Below are 16712 nucleotides of genomic sequence, written 5' to 3' on the forward strand. Positions count from 1 at the left end.
CAGTCCGTTAGTCGATGAACGATGAGATAAAAGGAATTAAGGCGCTCTGGGTAGTTTAAGGTTGACAATTAAAGATGTGATTTAGCATTAAGCGACTTTGTTCAAGGTAAACTTGACCACGCAGCTTGTTTGCCGACAGTGACTGCTCCAGAGCCGGCCATTGGTCGGCTTTTTTTCTGGGCAACCGCCGCACGTGGGCGTCGATCCAGATCAGGTTGCCGTCGTCGTCGACCAGCAGGTTGTTGTAGTGCAGGTCGCGGTGCACGAAGCCGGCGCGGGCGAGCAGGGCGACTTCCTCGCAGAAGCGCTCGAGGAAACGCTCGCGGCCGGCTTCGTCGAGGGCGTCGAATACTTCGCCGCCGGGCCTGGCGTCCTGCCGGTGCTCCATCAGCAGCAGCGAGGCGTTGCGATTCGCCGGGTTGAGCGACAGGCCCCAGCCGTGGCAGTGCGGCGTGGTGAGCCCGGCGCGCTGCAGGACGCGCAGGCTCAGGAATTCCTTGCGGGCGTCGGACTGCAGCAGCCAGCGTTTCTCCAGGTAGTCGCGGCGGAACCAGCTGACCGGCGCCTTGCGCTTGGCGAACTTGTCGGGCACCACCTTGGCGAGAATCTGGCCGTCCTGCGACAGATAGAAGCGGCTGCTGCCTACCGCCTCGAAGGCGGCGGTGGTGCTGGTGCTGGCCAGTCGCAGTTGGGCCGGCAGGCCATTGGCATGAAACACCAGATAGCGCCGGCGGCGATCGTCGAAGGGGATGTCGAGCAGCTTCACCGTCACAGCGCCTCGAACTGGGGCAGCACCGTTCGCTTGAGGAACTGCCGATAGTGGCGGGGCTCGATGGTCACCGGCTCCCGATCCATGTGCGCGAGCGCCTGGGCCAGGCCGGCCTCGTCGTCGGGAGTGACCAGGAAGTCGGCCAGCTCCTGGGTGAGGATCTCGCGCGGCCCGCTGGGGCAGTCGACGCTGACCACGGGCGTGTGCAGCAGCAGGGCCTCGATCAGTACCCGCGGCAGTCCCTCGGCGTCCGAGGTCAGCACCATGGCCTTGGCGTGGCGGATGAAGGGGTAGGGGTTGTGGTGATAGCCCAGCCACAGTACCCGGTCTTCGAGCCCGAGCGCCGTGATCTGCTGGCGAACGGCGGCCTCGTTCTCCGGCTTGCCCTTGCCCATGATAGCCAGGGGCGTGGTCACGCCGCTCTCGGCATAGGCGCGCAGCAGCCGGTCGTGGCGCTTGCGGGGCTCTATGGCCGCCACGCACAGGAAGTAGTCGCCTTCGGGGATTGGGGCGTCTTCCTCGGCCATGGCCACGAAGGGCTCGCGCTCGTAGGGGTTGTAGATCGGCACGATGCGCTCGGCCTCGAGCCCGACCACGTTCTCCAGATTCTCCTTCACGCCTTGGGACACGGCGATGACCTGGCGGCCGCTGTAGAAGCGCCGGACCTTGGCGAAGGCGCGCTCGCGCTGCTGGGGATCGCTGAACTTGGCCGAGGCGTCCGACTTGACCCAGAAGTAGAGATTGGGCAGGTCGAGGTGGCGGGTGATCTTGTCGCAGGAGCAGGAGATCACCACATCGGGTTGCCAGGGCGTCAGCGCGCGCTTGATGCGGCGGGCCTGCCATTTCTCGGTCAGCACCGTGCTGGTGGCCTTGGTGAAGCGGGTGACCACGGCCAGATCCTCGATCTCGAGGCCTTCCGGCAGCCGATGCTCGATCCGCTCGCGCAGCGTGAACACCTTCACCGCATGGCCGCGCTGGCGCAGCTGGTCGGCCGTGTAGAGCAGCGATTTCTGGGCGCCGCCGCCGTAGAGGTCCTCGATGACGAAGGCGAAGCGCTTCGCGGGCGTGGTCGCGTGGGTCATGGCGTGGTTCCGGCGCGGGTGGATGTCGGCGTGTCCTGGTGGCGTGCCTGCGGCACGAACGAGGCCGTGGTGCCCTCGAACAGATGACGCTGGGCCTGCTGGGTCAGCGCGTAGGCGTTCTTGACGCCTTCGTCGGCCTCGTCGCCGCAGGGCTGTTCGGGGCCCGGCGCGGCCGGCGGCTGCCAGGCGAAGCAGCGCCGCTGGCTGGGGTCGCGCAGGGAGAATTCGACGACCTGGTCGTCCATCACCCAGCCCAGGGTGCCGGCCTGATGATACTCGGCGATCTGGGGCGCATTCGGATCGCGCAGCGAGTGGCCCATGGCGGCCGGCAGCGGCAGGCCCAGCACGTCGGCCACGGTGGGGGCCACGTCACGCTGGTGGCCGGTGCGGGGCAGGGGGCCGGGCGCGACGTTACCGGGCGAGTAGAGCAGGAACGGCAGCCGGGAGCGCTGCAGGATGGTGCCCTCTACGCGCGAGGTGTGGTCGGCGACCAGCACGATCAGCCAGGGATGCTGCCAGTCTCTGGCTTCGATGGCGTCGACGAAATCGCCCAGCGAGGCGTCGGCCATGTGCAGCGTATTGCGGATGCCGGCCGCGCGGGAGTCGCTGTCGATCAGCGGTGTGATGCCCGGTGGCACCTGGGTGTCGTGGGTGGTGTTGGTGTTGATGCCGATCAGCATCGGCTCCTGCATCTCGCCCATCTTGTCGAGCGCGAAGCGATAGAGGTCGCGGTCGTAGACACCCCAGTAGTTCTCCGGCAGCGAGTGCCGGTCGATGTTTTCCTTGCCGTAGCTGTCATGGAAGCCCAGCGACTGGGCGAAGGCGCCGGTGCCGCTGGTGTTCTCGTGGGAGCCCTGGAAGAAGGCGGTCTGCCAGCCGGCGTGCGCCAGGCGGTCGGGCAGGCAGTCGTATTCGTTGCGCGCCAGCTCGGTCTGGGCGATGGTCTGGCCGGGCGGGTTCTGATAGCTGCAGAACAGGCTGAACATGCCCTCGGTGGTGCGCCGGCCGCCGGCGATCAGGTCGTAGCTGGAGAGCGACTGCTGGGCCAGGGTATCGAAGCGCGGCGTCACGGCACGACCGTCGTCGAGCGGCTCCATGAAGGCGCTGGCCCAGCTTTCCAGCAGCACGAAGGCCACGTTCATCTGGCGCGGCTCGCCGCTGGCGGCCGGTGTGTCCGGATACAGTTGATCGACGCGGGCCTGGGCCTCGTCGTCGTCCATCGCGTCCAGCGGGGTCCGCTCCAGGGCATATTTGTGGCCGCGCTGCAGGCCATGCAGGGCGGCATAGGCGCCATTGAGCGCGGCGGTGGCGGCCTGGGCATTGCCCAGGCGCTGGGCATCGTCGGGGCTCTGGGGCACGCCGTCCACGCTGCCGCGCACGATCGGCACGGTCGCGACGATGGCTGCCAGCAGGGCCAGCTCCGGTGCCAGGGGATAGCGCAGGCGGGCCTTGGCCAGCGGCACACGCCAGACGAGCGCCAGCAGCGCGAAAATGCCCACCAGATAGGGCCAGCGGGCTAGCAGCATGCCGCCGAGGCTGCCGGCGGAGTTCGCGAGCTCCGAGGCCTCGTAGCCCACGTGGCGGCCGGTTTCCTGCCAGTAGAGCCAGTCGCCGAGCTGGGCGAACAGCAATACGGCGGCGGCGGGCACCAGCCAGCCGCGCCGGGGAAGCCGCGGCAGCAATCGGGAGACGGGCCACAGGATCAGCACCGTCAGCCCGGCCAGCAGGGACGAGATGGCCAGGTCGAAGCGCAGCCCCCACCACCAGGCAACCGGCCACAGGCCTTCGGGGGTCATCAGCCAGGAGGACACGAGCCGCAGCCCCCAGGTCAGCAGGGCGAGGACGGCGAAGAAGCGCAGCCAGGTCGTGAAGAGTCCGGGAGGCGTTGGCTTGTTGATCGACATGAAAGTGGCGGCCCGATGTTGGTGCGTATGCTGGTGCAGATAGTGGCGCATGGCGATAAACGGGCGATTCTAGCACGCTTCGGACCGACCTGGCGTTGGGGTACAATGCGCGCCACCATAAGGGCCAGCAGTGCCCGAAGAACACGAGTCAGGAGGCGCAGGAGAGCATGAAGTTATTGATCACGGGCATGGCGGGATTCATCGGTCATGCCGTCGCCAGGCGACTCTCCGGTCAGGGCTATGAGATCGTCGGCGTCGACAATCTCAATGACTACTACGATGTCTCGCTCAAGCAGGCGCGCCTGGATGACCTGGCCGGCTGCGATGACGTGCGCTTCGAACGTCTCGACCTGGCCGACCGAGAGGCCGTGGCCGTGCTGTTCGAGCGCGAGCGCTTCGACCGGGTGATCCACCTGGCGGCCCAGGCGGGCGTGCGCTATTCGCTGGAGAACCCCCACGCCTACGCCGATGCCAACCTGATCGGGCACCTCAACGTGCTGGAGGGCTGCCGGCATGGTCGCGTGGGTCATCTGGTCTACGCCTCCTCCAGTTCGGTCTACGGCACCAACGACAAGGTGCCGTTCGACACCTCGGACAACGTCGATCATCCCATCAGCCTCTACGCGGCCACCAAGAAGGCCAACGAGCTGATGGCACACACCTATTCCCACCTCTATGACCTGCCGACCACCGGGCTGCGCTTCTTCACCGTCTACGGCCCCTGGGGCCGCCCGGACATGGCGATGTTCAAGTTCACTCGAGCCATCCTCGCCGGCGAGCCGCTACAGGTCTTCAACCACGGTGACATGTCGCGGGACTTCACCTATATCGACGATATCGTCGAAGGCATCGTGCGCATCCTGGACGTGCTGCCGCAGCGTCGGGTCCAGGACGGCGGCGAAGCGCCCGATACCAGCGCCGCGCCCTATGCGCTCTACAACATCGGTCACGGTAGCCCGGTGGCGCTGATGGACTTCGTGCGCGCGGTGGAAGCGGCGACCGGTCGCGAAGCGATCTGCGACTTCCAGCCCATGCAGCCCGGCGACGTGCCGCGCACCTGGGCGGATACGTCAGCCCTGCTCGAGGTCACCGGCTATCAGCCCCGGGTCGGGGTCGAGGAGGGCGTCGCACGCTTCGTGGAGTGGTATCGGGGGTATTATGAGGTGTGAGGTGTGAGGTGTGAGGCGAAGAGTGAGGAGTAAGGCGTGAGGCGTCATCACCGTTTGCATGCCTGGCAGCAGGCCATGCAGCTGGTTGTTGACGTTTACCAGTTGACGGCCTCATTGCCGGACTCCGAGCGCTTCGGCCTTGTGAGTCAGATGCGGCGTGCTGCGGTCTCGGTACCGAGCAATATTGCCGAAGGCGCCGGGCGAGGCGGTTCGGCGGATTTCCTGCGATTTTTACGCATCGCCCGCGGTTCCTTGAGTGAGCTCGAGACACAGTATCTATTGCTCCAGCACCTTGGCTATGGGGCCGATGATGGCCAGCTGGGCGAGTCCATCGAAAGCGTTTTTGGCCAGCTTGGCGGATTGATCAAACATATCGAGGGGACGAGGCGTCAGGAGTAGGGGGACGGCAGTGTCTCCTCACTCCTTACCCTTCGCTCCTCACTGCAACAAGAAGGGAAACCCATGAAAATCACGATCTTCGGTACGGGCTATGTGGGGCTGGTCACGGGTACCTGCCTGGCCGATGTGGGCCACGACGTGCTGTGCATGGACGTGGATGCGGACAAGATCGCCCGTCTCGAGGGCGGCGAGATTCCGATCTACGAGCCGGGCCTGGAGGAGATGGTCAAGGCCAACGTGGCCGAGGATCGACTGCGCTTCACCACCGATCCGGCCGCGGCGGTGGGTTTCGGCACGCTGCAGTTCATCGCCGTGGGCACGCCGCCCGATGAGGATGGCAGCGCGGACCTCAAGTACGTGCTGGCGGTGGCCGAGACCATCGGCCGCCACATGACCGAGGAGAAGATCATCGTCGACAAGTCCACCGTGCCGGTGGGTACCGCCGATCGCGTGCGGGCGACCGTGGCCGGGGTGCTGGCCGAGCGCGGCGAGGCGATCGACTTCGAGGTGTGCTCCAACCCCGAGTTCCTCAAGGAAGGCGCGGCGATCGAGGACTTCACCCACGGTGCGCGGATCATCGTCGGCACCGAGTCGGAGCGGGTGAAGACGCTGATGCGCGAGTGCTATGCGCCCTACATCCGCCTTCAGGAAAAGCTGATGTTCATGGACGTGCGCGCGGCGGAGCTGACCAAGTATGCCGCCAACGCCATGCTGGCGACCAAGATCAGCTTCATGAACGAGATCGCCAATCTCTCCGAGCGGCTGGGGGCCGACGTGGAGCAGGTGCGGCGCGGCATCGGCTCCGATCCGCGCATCGGCTACCACTTCATCTATCCGGGCTGCGGCTACGGCGGCTCCTGCTTCCCCAAGGACGTTCAGGCCCTGGCCCGCACCGCCGGTGAGGTGGACTACTCGGCCGAGCTGCTGACCGCGGTGGAGGCCGTCAATCGGCGCCAGAAGCAGACCCTGTTCGCCAAGCTGTCCCGTGCCTTCGACGGCGACCTCAAGGGCAAGACCATCGCCCTGTGGGGTCTGGCCTTCAAGCCCAACACCGATGACATGCGCGATGCACCGAGCCGCACGCTGATGGAGGCGCTGTGGGCCGCCGGGGCGCGGGTGCGCGCCTTCGACCCGGAGGCCATGGACGAATGCCGCCGCCTCTACGGCGAACGCGACGACCTGGCGCTGGTCGGCGATCGCACCGAGGCGGTGGTGGGGGCCGATGCGCTGGTGATCTGCACCGAGTGGAAGAGCTTCCGCAGCGTCGACTTCGCCTGGCTGAAGTCGCAGCTGTCGCTGCCGGTGGTGGTCGACGGCCGCAACCTCTTCGATCCCGAGGCGGTCAAGGCGGCCGGGCTGCTCTACTATGCCGTGGGGCGGGGCGATTCGGTCAGCCACCGGGCCTGACATCACGTCGAAGCACGATGAAGACGTGCGTCGAGAAGCGCCGCCCTTGGCTTCAGGGGCGGCGCTTTGGGTTCTGGAGGGCGGGTGTCATGCGCAAGGGGCGAGGGGAAGGGGATCGATTCGGAGCGGGGCAATACCTGTCGCCGGCGCGCTGTGCCCGCCTGGGCGTCGCCATGGCGGGGGCGCTGCCGCTGGTCGTTCCGCTCGGCGGCTGGCTGGCCTTGGGCGTCCTGGCCCTGGGCGGGCTGCGTCTGCTGACTGCGCGTTCGCTTTCCGGCTTGCCGCTTTCCGGCAGGGAGGCGCCGTGGGAACGCCGAGAATTCGCTATCGGTTTGCCCTTTCTGGGGTTGGCCCTGGCCGAGGGGCTGACGATGCTGGTGCATGGCGTCGACGGGCATGGGCTCGGCGTGATGCTGGCGGCCCTTCTGGCGCTGCCGGCGCTGATGCTGCTTCGGGTCTTGCCGCCGTCACCGCTCTGGTGGTGGCGCGGGGTCGCCCTCGGTGGCGTCTCTTGCGGTGTCTTCGCCGCCTGGCAGGGCTTCGTCGAAGGCGACAGCCGTCCGGAGGGCTTCTTCGCGCTCGATCCCATCCTGTTCGGCAACCTGGCACTGCTCAACGGCCTGCTGTGTCTGGCGGGCCTGGGGGGCGCGCGTGGTCGCGAGCGGGGCGGCATGCGCGGGTGGCTGCTGGCGGGGGCGGTCGGCGGCCTGCTGGCCTCGGGGCTCGCCGGCAGTCGCGGTGGCTGGCTGGCCCTGCCGCTGGCGCTGTGGATCTATCCGCTCGGCCATGTCCGCCAGGGGCGCCGGTTGACGTGGCGTCACTGGCTGGCATGGCCGGCGGGCATGGTGCTGGTGGCGGGGTCGCTGTATCTGGTGCCGGCCACCGGCGTTCAGTCGCGCCTGGCCGAGGCGGTGACGGAAGTGGAGGCCTTCGTCACCCGGCCCGCACAGCCCAGCTCCGTGAGCACCCGGGTGGCGCTGTGGGAGGGCGGCCTTCGGCTGGCGCTGGAGCGCCCCTGGCTGGGCCAGGGGCATGACGGTTTCGCCGCGGGCATGCAGCGCCTCACCGATGAGGGCAGGATCACGGTCGATGCGGATCTCGGGGGCTTCTGGCACGCGCATCAGGACCTGATCGACGCCTGGGCGCGGCGAGGAGCGCTGGCCGCGCTGTCGGTGTTGGCGCTGCTGGGCACGCCCCTCGTGCTGTGCCGGCCACGGCCGAGTCGCGAAGACGCCATGGCCGCGGCGCTGCGTACCGGCCTGCTGCTGGTGCCCGGCGGCTATCTGATCTTCGGGCTGACCTACAGCTTCCTGGCCTATCCCGACGGCGTCGTCGTCTATGCCCTCTGGTTGCTGGTGCCCTGGGGGCTGCTGAGAGATCGCTCGTACTTTTCCTTCCCTGCCACTCCTTCCTGACGCATGGCCCGGCTCCTCCGCCGGCCATGATGTGCGGCCATAGGGCCCACATGCCTTTCTTCCTGCTTCCTGCCCGCTGGCACATGACGCCAAGTCATCATCCCGCGCTGAACAGAATCCCTCTGTGACCGAACGGTAACTTCGTAAGCTGATGTTAACCGCCCCGTGACAGCCATGTGACCGATGGATGACGGTCCGACATGGCGCGGGGCGGTACCGGTTTCGGGCCTCGAGGACGCGCCAGATAGCCCCTCGGGGCGGTAGCGTGCCAGCCACAGAGGAGGCGGGTCATGAACATGACGCAGCAGGCAGACGCGAACAGCAGAGCGCCTGACGCGCCGGGGTTCTCGTACATCCTGTTACAAGGTGTCGTCCTCGTGACGATGCTGGCGCTGGGAGGCTGTGCCTTTGCCCCCGGCGGGCATATCGACCCGGATACCGCCGGCGAATCGCTGGACGATCGCGTGGACGTGGTGCCGATCACCGTGGACCTGGTCGGCGCCATGAGCGTCGGCCGGGATCGAGCCTCGATGGCGCGGCCGACCTCGGTGGCGCTGCAGCAGGCGGTCGACGACTACGAGTACCGCATCGGCCCCGGCGACGTGCTCAGCATCATCGTCTACGACCATCCCGAGCTGACCATTCCGGCCGGCGCCGAGCGCGCCGCGGCGGACACCGGCAACCGCGTGCGGCCCGACGGCACCATGTTCTACCCCTACGTGGGGCGCTTCCAGGTGGCCGGCATGACCCTGGAAGAGGTGCGCGGGCTGCTGACCCGCCGGCTGTCCAGCGTGATCACCGACCCGCAGATCGAGGTCGGTGTGGCGGCGTTCCGCTCGCAGAAGGCCTATGTCAGCGGGGCGGTGCAGAACCCGGGCATGGTGCCGATCGACGTCGAGCCGCTGACGGTGCTGGACGCCATCAGCGAGGTCGGCGGTGCGCGGGCCGACGCCGACTGGCATCACGTGCTGCTGACCCGCGACGGGCGCGAGGAGTGGCTGTCGCTGTACGACATGCTGCAGCGCGGCGACCTGACCCAGAACCGCCTGCTGCGCGACGGCGACATCCTGCACGTGCCCACCGCCGAGAACCAGAACGTGGTGGTGCTGGGCCAGGTGCGCCGGCCCGGCTCGATCGCGCTGGGCAACGAACGCATCACCCTGACCAGCGCGCTGGCCCGGGCCGGCGGCGTCGACGAGCGCCGCGCCGAGCCCTCCGGCATCTTCGTGGTGCGCGGCAACCCGGAAGGCAGCACGCGGGTGGCGACCGTCTACCAGCTGGACATCAGCGACGCCACGCGGCTGGTGCTGGGCACCCGTTTCCCGCTGCAGCCCCAGGACGTGGTCTACGTGACCGCCGCCCCGCTGGCGCGCTGGAACAACGTGATCTCGCTGCTGCTGCCGACCCTGGCCTTGCCCGGCGACGTGGCACAGTCCGCCGATGGCGTCGGCCAGCTCTGAGGAGGCCCGTGACATGACCGTCTTTCCGAGTCATCCCGCCGGGGAGCCGTCGTCCCAGGAAACGCCGGACATCAGCCTCGGCAAGCTGCTGGCGACGCTGCTCGACCACAAGTGGGCGATCCTGTTCACGGCGCTGGCCTTCCTGGTGGCGGGCTATCTCTACGCGACGTCCCAGCCGCGCATCTACCAGGCCGATGCCCTGATCCAGGTCGAGAACCGCGGGCCGGGCCTCGGCGTGCTGGACGGGCTGGCGGTGGGCAATCCCATGGCCAATCCGGCCTCCGCCGAGATGGAGATCCTGCAGTCGCGGCTGGTGATGGGCGAGACCGTGGATCGCCTCGACCTGGCGGTGCAGATCGAGCCGCGCCGCCTGCCGTGGCTCGGCAACGTGCTGGTGCACCATGGCGTGACCCGCGAGTGGGCCGATCGCCTGATGCCGGACGCCATCCTGGCGCGCTGGCCCGGGGCCGCCTGGGGCAACGGTATGCCCTATGTGTGGGCCGGCGAGTCGCTGGCGGTGTCGCGCTTCGAGGTGCCCCGGGAGCGCCTGGGCGACGCCTATCGGCTCAAGGTCACCGGGCCGGCGACGGTGGAGCTGTGGGACGACAGCGGCCGGGTGCTGGCCGGCCGGGTCGGCGAGACGCTGATCGACGACGCCGGGCATCGACTGTTCGTGTCGCGGCTGGTGGCGCATCTCGGCGCCGAGTTCCAGATCACCCGGGTGTCCCGGCTCCAGGCCATCGGCGCCCTGCAGCGGCGCTTCACCATCGTGCCCAGGGCCGCCGGCTCCGGGGTCTTCCAGCTCACGCTGAACGGGCCGGATCGCGAACGCATCGACACCATCCTGGATACCATCACCGGCGTCTTCCTGAGCCAGAACGTCCAGCGCCAGTCCGAGGAGGCGGCCAAGCAGATCGCCTTCCTCGACGAGCAGATTCCCCAGGTCAACGCCCAGCTGACCGCGGCCGAGAACCGGCTCAACGACTATCGCGCCCAGCGCGACTCGGTGGACCTGAACTTCGAGACCCAGACGCTGCTCGGCAGCCTGGTCGACGTGGAGAACCGGCTGGCCGATCTGGCTCTGGCCGAGGCCGACCTGGCCGAGCGCTTCCGTCCGACGCACCCCAACTACCAGGCGCTGCTGCGCCAGCGGGCACAGCTGACCGAGCAGAAACGCCAGCTGGAGTCTCAGGTCGGCCAGCTGCCGGAAACCCAGCAGGAGGTGCTGCGCCTCAACCGCGATGCGCAGGTGAACCAACAGATCTTCGTGCAGCTGCTCAATCAGCGTCAGGAAATGCGCCTGATCAAGGCCGGTACCGTGGGCAACGTGCGCATCCTCGACCCGGCGGTGCTGCTGCGCGGCACCATCGCGCCGCAGGTGCCGCTGGTCTCGGTGGCCAGCGGCCTGTTCGGCGCGCTGCTGGCGATGGTGGTGGTGGTGCTGAGGCTGGTGCTCAGCCGCTCGGTGGAGAGCACCGACCAGCTCGAGGACCTGGGGCTGCCGGTCTATGCGGCCGTGCCGTCCTCCGCCCGGCAGTCGCGGATGACGCGTCGGGTACGGCGGCGCCATGCTCGCCAGGGCCAGAACGTGTTTCGCGGCCTGCTCGCCGCGGCCGATGCCGAGGACATGGCCATCGAGTCGCTGCGCGCGCTGCGCACCAGCCTCTATTTCGCCATGCTCGAGGCGCGCAACAACCGGCTGATGATCACCGGCGCCAGCCCCGAGGTGGGCAAGAGCTTCGTCGCCGCGAACCTGGCGGCGATCTGCGCCCAGGCCGGGCAGCGGGTGCTGCTGGTCGATGCCGATCTGCGCCGCGGCCACCTGCATCATGCCTTCCGCGCCGACGCCGACGAGGGCCTGTCCGACCTGCTGGCCCAGCGCATCGATCTGGCCACGGCGATCCGCGCCAGCGGCATCGAGGGGCTGGACTACGTGGCCCGCGGCCGGGTACCGCCCAATCCGTCGGAGCTGCTGATGCAGCACGGCTTCCACGATTTCCTCGAGCGGGTCAGCCAGGACTACGAGCTGGTGGTGCTGGACACGCCGCCGGTGCTGGCGGTAACCGATGCCGCGGTGGTCGGCAAGCTGGCGGGCACCAGCCTGATGGTGGTGCGCTTCGGGCGCAACACCCTGAAGGAAGTGCGGGCCGCCAAGCGGCGCCTGGAACACGGCGGCGTGCACCTCAAGGGCACCATTCTCAACGGCGTCGAGAAGAGCGCCGGGGCACGCTACGGCTACGACGGGAGCTACCTCTATGCCTACCGCTGAGCGGCGTCCGCCCGGGCCGGTTCCGGCGATCGGGGGAGGGGCGTCATGAATGCCATCGGCGGTACCTTCCTGCTGCTGGGCTTGTCGCTGGCCTCGTTCTACCTGTTTCCCAGCGGCCTGCCGCAGCCCACCGACTTCGTGCTGCTGCCGTTCATCGCCAGCATGCTACTGGTCGCGCTGCGCGACGATCGCGGCCTGTTGCATCATCGCTTCATGCTGGCCTGGCTGGCCCTGGTGGCCTGGGTGACGCTGGTGTGCCTGGGCTGGGTCGTGGTCTATCAGGATCGCGGCTTCCTGCTCTATCTGCTGTTCGTGCTCTACAACTTCCTGCTCGGCGTCAGCCTGCTGCGCTTCCTGATGTCGGTGCCGAGCGCCCTGGCGTTGATCCGGGGGGGGCTGGTCATCGCCCTGGCGGTGGCCTTCGGCGGGGTGGCGCTGGACCTGCTGCTGGGGCGGGTCCGGGCCACGGGCACCTTCAACAATCCCAACCAGCTGGCCTTCTTCTCGCTGTGCTCGCTGGTGATCCTGCTGGCCAGCTTCGATTTCCGCCCGCCGCTGCGCCCGCTGCCGCTGATCGGGGCGGCCTGCGCGGTGGGCAATATCCTGGCGGCCTCGTCGCTGGGGGCCATGTCGGGGCTGGTGCTGGTGACGCTGGGCTGGCTGGTCGCCGGCATGGGGCAGCTGCGCCATCTGCTGCGCATCGCGCTGCTGGTGCCGCTGCTGCTGATGGCGGTGGTGGGCTTCGACGCGGTGACCGGAGGGCGCATCGAGCACAACCTGACGGCCCGCTTCGACCGCGCGCCGGAGAAGGTCGACGGCATCTACGAGGATCGCCAGTACCAGCGCATGGTGATCTTCCCGCAGTACAACCTGCTGGGCGCAGGCGAGGGCAGCCGCGAGCGCTTCGCCCCCTACGGCAAGGCCGAGATCCACTCGTCCTTCGGCACCATGCTGTTCTCCTACGGCGTGCCGGGGCTGGCGCTGTTCCTGACGGTGCTGGCGCTGACGGTATGGGGCGCGCCGCCCCATGCCTGGCTGATGCTGGCCGGTCCGATGCTCTATTCGGTGACCCATAACGGGCTGAGAACCACGGTGTTCTGGCTGATGCTGGTGGTGCTCTGGTACTGCCTGCACCGGCCGGTCGATCAGGCCGGGCACGTCGCGAACGTCGGGCGGCCCTGGCGGGAGGGGCGCGCATGAGCTCGTCGTTGTCGTCGCTGGTCTCGGTGCCGAGCGCACCGCTGGACGTGCTGATCGTGGCCGGCAACGCCCGCTCGCTGATTGCCAATCGCGGCGACCTGATCCGCGACATCCAGGCCCGCGGGCATACGGTCGCCGCGGCGGTGCCCACCGCGGACATGCTGCCGGGCGTTCAGGCGCTGGGCATTCCTGTTTTCCCGCTGCCGATGGCGCGAGCGGCGCTGTCGCCGCGCCGCGACCTGGCAACGCTGCTGGCCCTGTGGCGGCTGATGCGTCGACTGCAGCCGCGGGCGGTGTTGGGCTATACCGCCAAGCCGGTGATCTACGGCGGCCTCGCCGCGCGCCTGGCCGGGGTGCCGCGGTGCCACGCGTTGATCACCGGCCTGGGGCATGCCTTCGCCGAGCCGCGCGGATGGCGCGATCGCGGGCTCACGGCCACGGTCGCGGCGCTGTACCGGCTGGGTCTGGCCGGCCAGCACGGCGTGTTCTTCCAGAATCCCGACGACCGGGCCGAGTTCGACGCCCGGGGGCTGATCGGCCGCCGCACGCGCGCTACCTGCGTCGACGGGTCGGGCATCAATCTCGAGGCGTTTCCGGCCTGCCCGATCCCCGAGGGGCCGCCGCTGCTGCTCTATGTCGGCCGGCTGCTGCGCGACAAGGGCGTGGCCGAATTCGTGGCCGCGGCCGCGCGGCTCAAGGCCGAGTGGCCCGAAGCGCGCTTCGTGGCGGTGGGGCCGCACGACGCCTCGCTGCCGCACGCCTGCGCGGCCGAAGACGTGGTGCGCTGGCGGCGAGAGGGCATCGTCGAGTTCGTCGGCGGCGTCGACGACGTGCGCCCCTGGCTCGCCGCCTGCCATGCCTTCGTCTTTCCGTCGCGCTACCGCGAGGGCGTGCCGCGCTGTGTGCTCGAGGCGCTGGCCACCGGGCGCGCGGTGATCACCACCGATGCGCCGGGCTGCCGCGAGACGGTGCGCGACGGCGGCAACGGCCTGCTGGTGCCGCCCGGCGATATCGAGGCGCTGGCCGATGCCATGGGCGTGCTGCTGGCGCAGCCGGCGCTGCTGGCGCGCATGGGGCGTGCCTCGCGGGCGCTGGCCGTGGAGCGCTTCGATGTGTGCCGCGTCAACCGCATGATGCTGGAGGCCATGGGGCTATGAACGTAGAGGCGTCGAACACCGACCGACTCAAGCGAGGCCTGGATGTCGTGGCCGCCGCCCTGGGGCTGACCCTGCTGGCGCCGCTGCTGGCGCTGCTGGCGCTGTGGGTGCGGCTCGACAGCCCGGGCCCGGCGCTCTATTGCCAGCGCCGGCTGGGCCGCGACGGCCGGCCCTTCCTGCTCTACAAGCTGCGCAGCATGCACCTGCACCAGGAGGGCGACCCGCGCCGCGAGGCGGTGCTTGAGGCGGGGCGGGATCCGCGCATCACGCGGGCCGGGCGCTGGCTGAGGGCGAGTAGCCTCGACGAGCTGCCGCAGCTGTGGAACGTGCTGCGCGGCGAGATGAGCCTGGTCGGCCCGCGCCCGCTGCTGCCCGAGCAGTGGGCGGCGGTGCCGCTGGAGTGCCGCTCGCGCTTCGCCGTGGCGCCGGGCATCACCGGCCTGGCCCAGGTGCGCGGCCGCCGCGGGCTGGACTGGCCCGACCAGCTGGCCGCCGACGTCGAGTACGTGGCAAGGCGAGGTCTCGGGCTGGACCTGCGGCTGCTGTTCGCCACCGTCGGGGTGGTGCTGACGGCGCGCGGCGTCTACGGCGAGGCGGGGCGCAACTGGCGCGCCTATCTGCCGCTCGACGAGGGGAGGCACGAGCCATGAGTGGCCTGAAGTGCATGATGATCACCGCCTGCCCGGAGGTGGCCAGGCTGGCCGAGGACTGCGGCGTGGCAAGGATCTTCATGGATCAGGAGGTCCTCGGCAAGGCACAGCGTCAGGCCGGCCTCGACGCTCATCAGGCCTGCCACAGCCTGGCCGAGGTGGCGGCCATGGCCGCGCATCTCCGGCGGGCCGAGCTGATGGTGCGACTGAACCCGCTGAACCCGCGTTCGCCGCAGGAGGTCGAGAGCGCCCTCGAATGCGGGGCGGGGCGCCTGATGCTGCCGATGTTCACCCGCACCGAGGAGGTGCGGCAGTTCCAGTCGCTGGTGCGCGGGCGGGTGCCGGTCACCTACCTGGCGGAGACGCCGGCGGCGCTGGTGCGACTCGGGCACTGGCTGCCGCTGCTGCGCCCGGGCATCGACGAGGTCCATGTCGGCCTCAACGACCTGTCGCTGGGCCTCGGCGTCGGCTTCCTGTTCGAGCCGCTGGCCGGCGGCGTGATCGACGGCGTCGCCCGGGAGCTGGCCACGGCCGGCGTGGAGTGGGGCTTCGGCGGGGTCGGCTGCCTGAAGGGCAGCGTGCTGCCCGCGGACTGGATCCTCGGCGAGCACGTGCGGCTCGGGTCGCGCTGGGTCATTCTCAGCCGCGCCTTTCACGGCGGTGCCGGCTCGCTGGATGACCTGCGCCGGCGCGTCGACCTGGCGGTGGAGGTCCGCGCCCTGCGCATCGCCGAGGGCCGCTGGCGGCGGGCCGGGGCCGAGCGGCTCGAGGCCAACCATCGGCGCCTGGCGGCCCGCGTGTTCGAGATCGCCGAGCCGCCGGCGTCGCCCGCCGGACAGCTGGACCTTTCCCTGTGAGCCCGCTCGAGACGCTGCTGTTCCTGCAGCGGCCCGAGGTACTGGCCGAGCAGGGCGATCGGGTGCGGGCCTGGGGCGCGCGCGAGCTGCCGGGCACACGGCTGGTGCTGGCCGGGTCGCCCGAGGAAGTGCCCGCGGGGCTCGTCGCCCAGGCGGTGATCACGCCGACCCTGGATTGGCTGCCCGAGGCGCTGGCGCGGCTCGCGCACTACGACTGGATCCACTTCCTGTCGTCCGGCATCGAGGCGATCTGGGCCATGCCCTTCGACAAGCACGCGGTGATCCTGACCCGCAGCGCCGGCATTCATGCCCCGGCGATCAGCGAATACGTGCTCGGCGCGATGCTGTACTTCGCCAAGGATTTCGGCCACTGGACGCGGGCCGCCGAGCGCCCCCACTGGAAGCGACGCTGGCTGGGCGAGCTCACCGGCGCTCGGGTCACCATCCTCGGCATGGGGCGGGTGGGCGGCATGGTCGCCGAACGCTGCGCGGGGTTCGGGATGCGCGTCGGCGGGGTGCGGCGCACTCCCGGCGACGTGGGCGCCTGGGCCGAGGCGCTGTCGCCCGCGGGGCTGGAGGACGCCCTGGCCGAGACGGATTTCCTGGTGGTGTGCCTGCCGCTGACCGAGCACACCCGCGGGCGGGTCGACGCCGCGCTGCTGGGGCGGCTGCCGCGAGGGGCGGTGCTGATCGACGTCTCGCGGGGTGGCGTGGTCGACGAGGACGCGCTGGTCGCGGCACTGGAGACCGGCCAATTGGGCGGTGCGGCCCTGGATGTGTTCGCCCAGGAGCCGCTGCTCGCGAGTTCGCCGCTGTGGGGGCGCGAGGACGTGCTGCTGACTCCGCACGTGGCCGGCACCACGCCCTATTACCTGGAGAGAGCGCTGGCGCTGTTTCTCGACAACCTGCGCGCCCTGGAAGAACGCGGCGTGCCGGTGACGCCGGTGAACGTCGAGGCCGGCTACTGATAATAA

At 69.4% G+C, this 16712-nt stretch carries 14 protein-coding genes; 11 read left to right on the plus strand and 3 right to left on the minus strand.

Going from position 1 to position 16712, the window contains the following annotated elements; all coding sequences use genetic code 11:
* Positions 1–55: 55 nt before the first annotated feature.
* Genes MYL53_RS03340 through MYL53_RS03350 form a run of 3 tightly spaced genes read right to left on the minus strand, consistent with a single transcriptional unit; the run spans position 56 to position 3755 of the window.
* A complete protein-coding gene (locus tag MYL53_RS03340) occupies positions 56–772 on the minus strand; it encodes a lipopolysaccharide kinase InaA family protein (protein WP_247852003.1) in 717 nt (238 codons plus the stop codon).
* The gene (locus tag MYL53_RS03345; RefSeq protein ID WP_247852004.1) at positions 769–1851 is read right to left on the minus strand and encodes a glycosyltransferase; all 1083 of its coding nucleotides are present in this window, start codon (positions 1849–1851) and stop codon (positions 769–771) included. The genes MYL53_RS03340 and MYL53_RS03345 overlap by 4 nt, the downstream gene beginning before the upstream one ends.
* Positions 1848–3755 carry an LTA synthase family protein gene (locus MYL53_RS03350; protein ID WP_247852005.1) on the minus strand — a complete coding sequence of 636 codons (1908 nt, stop codon included), beginning with the start codon at positions 3753–3755 and terminating at the stop codon, positions 1848–1850. Before MYL53_RS03350 ends, MYL53_RS03345 begins: the two co-directional genes overlap by 4 nt.
* Positions 3756–3922: 167 nt before the next feature.
* Here MYL53_RS03350 and MYL53_RS03355 point away from each other — a divergent pair, with 167 nt between their 5' ends.
* From MYL53_RS03355 to MYL53_RS17325, 11 genes are all read left to right on the plus strand, one after another.
* A complete protein-coding gene (locus MYL53_RS03355) occupies positions 3923–4924 on the plus strand; it encodes an NAD-dependent epimerase (protein WP_247852006.1) in 1002 nt (333 codons plus the stop codon).
* 36 nt (positions 4925–4960) lie between these two features.
* On the plus strand, positions 4961–5323 hold the full coding sequence (locus MYL53_RS03360; protein ID WP_247852007.1) for a four helix bundle protein: 363 nt from the start codon (positions 4961–4963) through the stop codon (positions 5321–5323).
* 63 nt (positions 5324–5386) lie between these two features.
* Positions 5387–6730: a UDP-glucose dehydrogenase family protein gene (locus tag MYL53_RS03365; RefSeq protein WP_247852008.1), complete on the plus strand. Its 1344-nt coding sequence runs from the start codon at positions 5387–5389 to the stop codon at positions 6728–6730.
* A gap of 89 nt (positions 6731–6819) precedes the next feature.
* Positions 6820–8145 (plus strand): O-antigen ligase family protein, encoded by a 1326-nt coding sequence (locus tag MYL53_RS03370; protein ID WP_247852009.1) that lies wholly within the window; start codon positions 6820–6822, stop codon positions 8143–8145.
* A 383-nt stretch (positions 8146–8528) separates the two neighbouring features.
* Positions 8529–9605 (plus strand): polysaccharide export protein, encoded by a 1077-nt coding sequence (locus tag MYL53_RS03375; RefSeq protein WP_247852384.1) that lies wholly within the window; start codon positions 8529–8531, stop codon positions 9603–9605.
* A 13-nt stretch (positions 9606–9618) separates the two neighbouring features.
* On the plus strand, positions 9619–11874 hold the full coding sequence (locus MYL53_RS03380; protein ID WP_247852010.1) for a polysaccharide biosynthesis tyrosine autokinase: 2256 nt from the start codon (positions 9619–9621) through the stop codon (positions 11872–11874).
* Between the two features lie 45 nt (positions 11875–11919).
* On the plus strand, positions 11920–13074 hold the full coding sequence (locus MYL53_RS03385) for a hypothetical protein (protein ID WP_247852011.1): 1155 nt from the start codon (positions 11920–11922) through the stop codon (positions 13072–13074).
* Positions 13071–14231 (plus strand): glycosyltransferase family 4 protein, encoded by a 1161-nt coding sequence (locus MYL53_RS03390; RefSeq protein WP_247852012.1) that lies wholly within the window; start codon positions 13071–13073, stop codon positions 14229–14231. Before MYL53_RS03385 ends, MYL53_RS03390 begins: the two co-directional genes overlap by 4 nt.
* A complete protein-coding gene (locus MYL53_RS03395) occupies positions 14228–14881 on the plus strand; it encodes a sugar transferase (RefSeq protein WP_247852013.1) in 654 nt (217 codons plus the stop codon). The genes MYL53_RS03390 and MYL53_RS03395 overlap by 4 nt, the downstream gene beginning before the upstream one ends.
* The gene (locus tag MYL53_RS03400) at positions 14878–15738 is read left to right on the plus strand and encodes an aldolase/citrate lyase/malate synthase family protein (protein ID WP_247852014.1); all 861 of its coding nucleotides are present in this window, start codon (positions 14878–14880) and stop codon (positions 15736–15738) included. Before MYL53_RS03395 ends, MYL53_RS03400 begins: the two co-directional genes overlap by 4 nt.
* Positions 15735–16706 carry a D-2-hydroxyacid dehydrogenase gene (locus MYL53_RS17325; RefSeq protein ID WP_247852015.1) on the plus strand — a complete coding sequence of 324 codons (972 nt, stop codon included), beginning with the start codon at positions 15735–15737 and terminating at the stop codon, positions 16704–16706. Before MYL53_RS03400 ends, MYL53_RS17325 begins: the two co-directional genes overlap by 4 nt.
* Positions 16707–16712 lie beyond the last annotated feature (6 nt).

The organism is Halomonas getboli (genome assembly GCF_023094245.1).
In the GTDB taxonomy this organism is placed as follows: domain Bacteria; phylum Pseudomonadota; class Gammaproteobacteria; order Pseudomonadales; family Halomonadaceae; genus Halomonas; species Halomonas getboli.

Coding starts and splice junctions, on each gene's coding strand:
- MYL53_RS03345 (WP_247852004.1), bottom strand. CDS start 1,851: ATGACCCACGCGACCACGCCCGCGAAGCGCTTCGCCTTCGTCATCGAG.
- MYL53_RS03350 (WP_247852005.1), bottom strand. CDS start 3,755: ATGTCGATCAACAAGCCAACGCCTCCCGGACTCTTCACGACCTGGCTG.
- MYL53_RS03355 (WP_247852006.1), top strand. CDS start 3,923: ATGAAGTTATTGATCACGGGCATGGCGGGATTCATCGGTCATGCCGTC.
- MYL53_RS03365 (WP_247852008.1), top strand. CDS start 5,387: ATGAAAATCACGATCTTCGGTACGGGCTATGTGGGGCTGGTCACGGGT.
- MYL53_RS03370 (WP_247852009.1), top strand. CDS start 6,820: ATGCGCAAGGGGCGAGGGGAAGGGGATCGATTCGGAGCGGGGCAATAC.
- MYL53_RS03375 (WP_247852384.1), top strand. CDS start 8,529: ATGCTGGCGCTGGGAGGCTGTGCCTTTGCCCCCGGCGGGCATATCGAC.
- MYL53_RS03380 (WP_247852010.1), top strand. CDS start 9,619: ATGACCGTCTTTCCGAGTCATCCCGCCGGGGAGCCGTCGTCCCAGGAA.
- MYL53_RS03385 (WP_247852011.1), top strand. CDS start 11,920: ATGAATGCCATCGGCGGTACCTTCCTGCTGCTGGGCTTGTCGCTGGCC.
- MYL53_RS03390 (WP_247852012.1), top strand. CDS start 13,071: ATGAGCTCGTCGTTGTCGTCGCTGGTCTCGGTGCCGAGCGCACCGCTG.
- MYL53_RS03395 (WP_247852013.1), top strand. CDS start 14,228: ATGAACGTAGAGGCGTCGAACACCGACCGACTCAAGCGAGGCCTGGAT.
- MYL53_RS03400 (WP_247852014.1), top strand. CDS start 14,878: ATGAGTGGCCTGAAGTGCATGATGATCACCGCCTGCCCGGAGGTGGCC.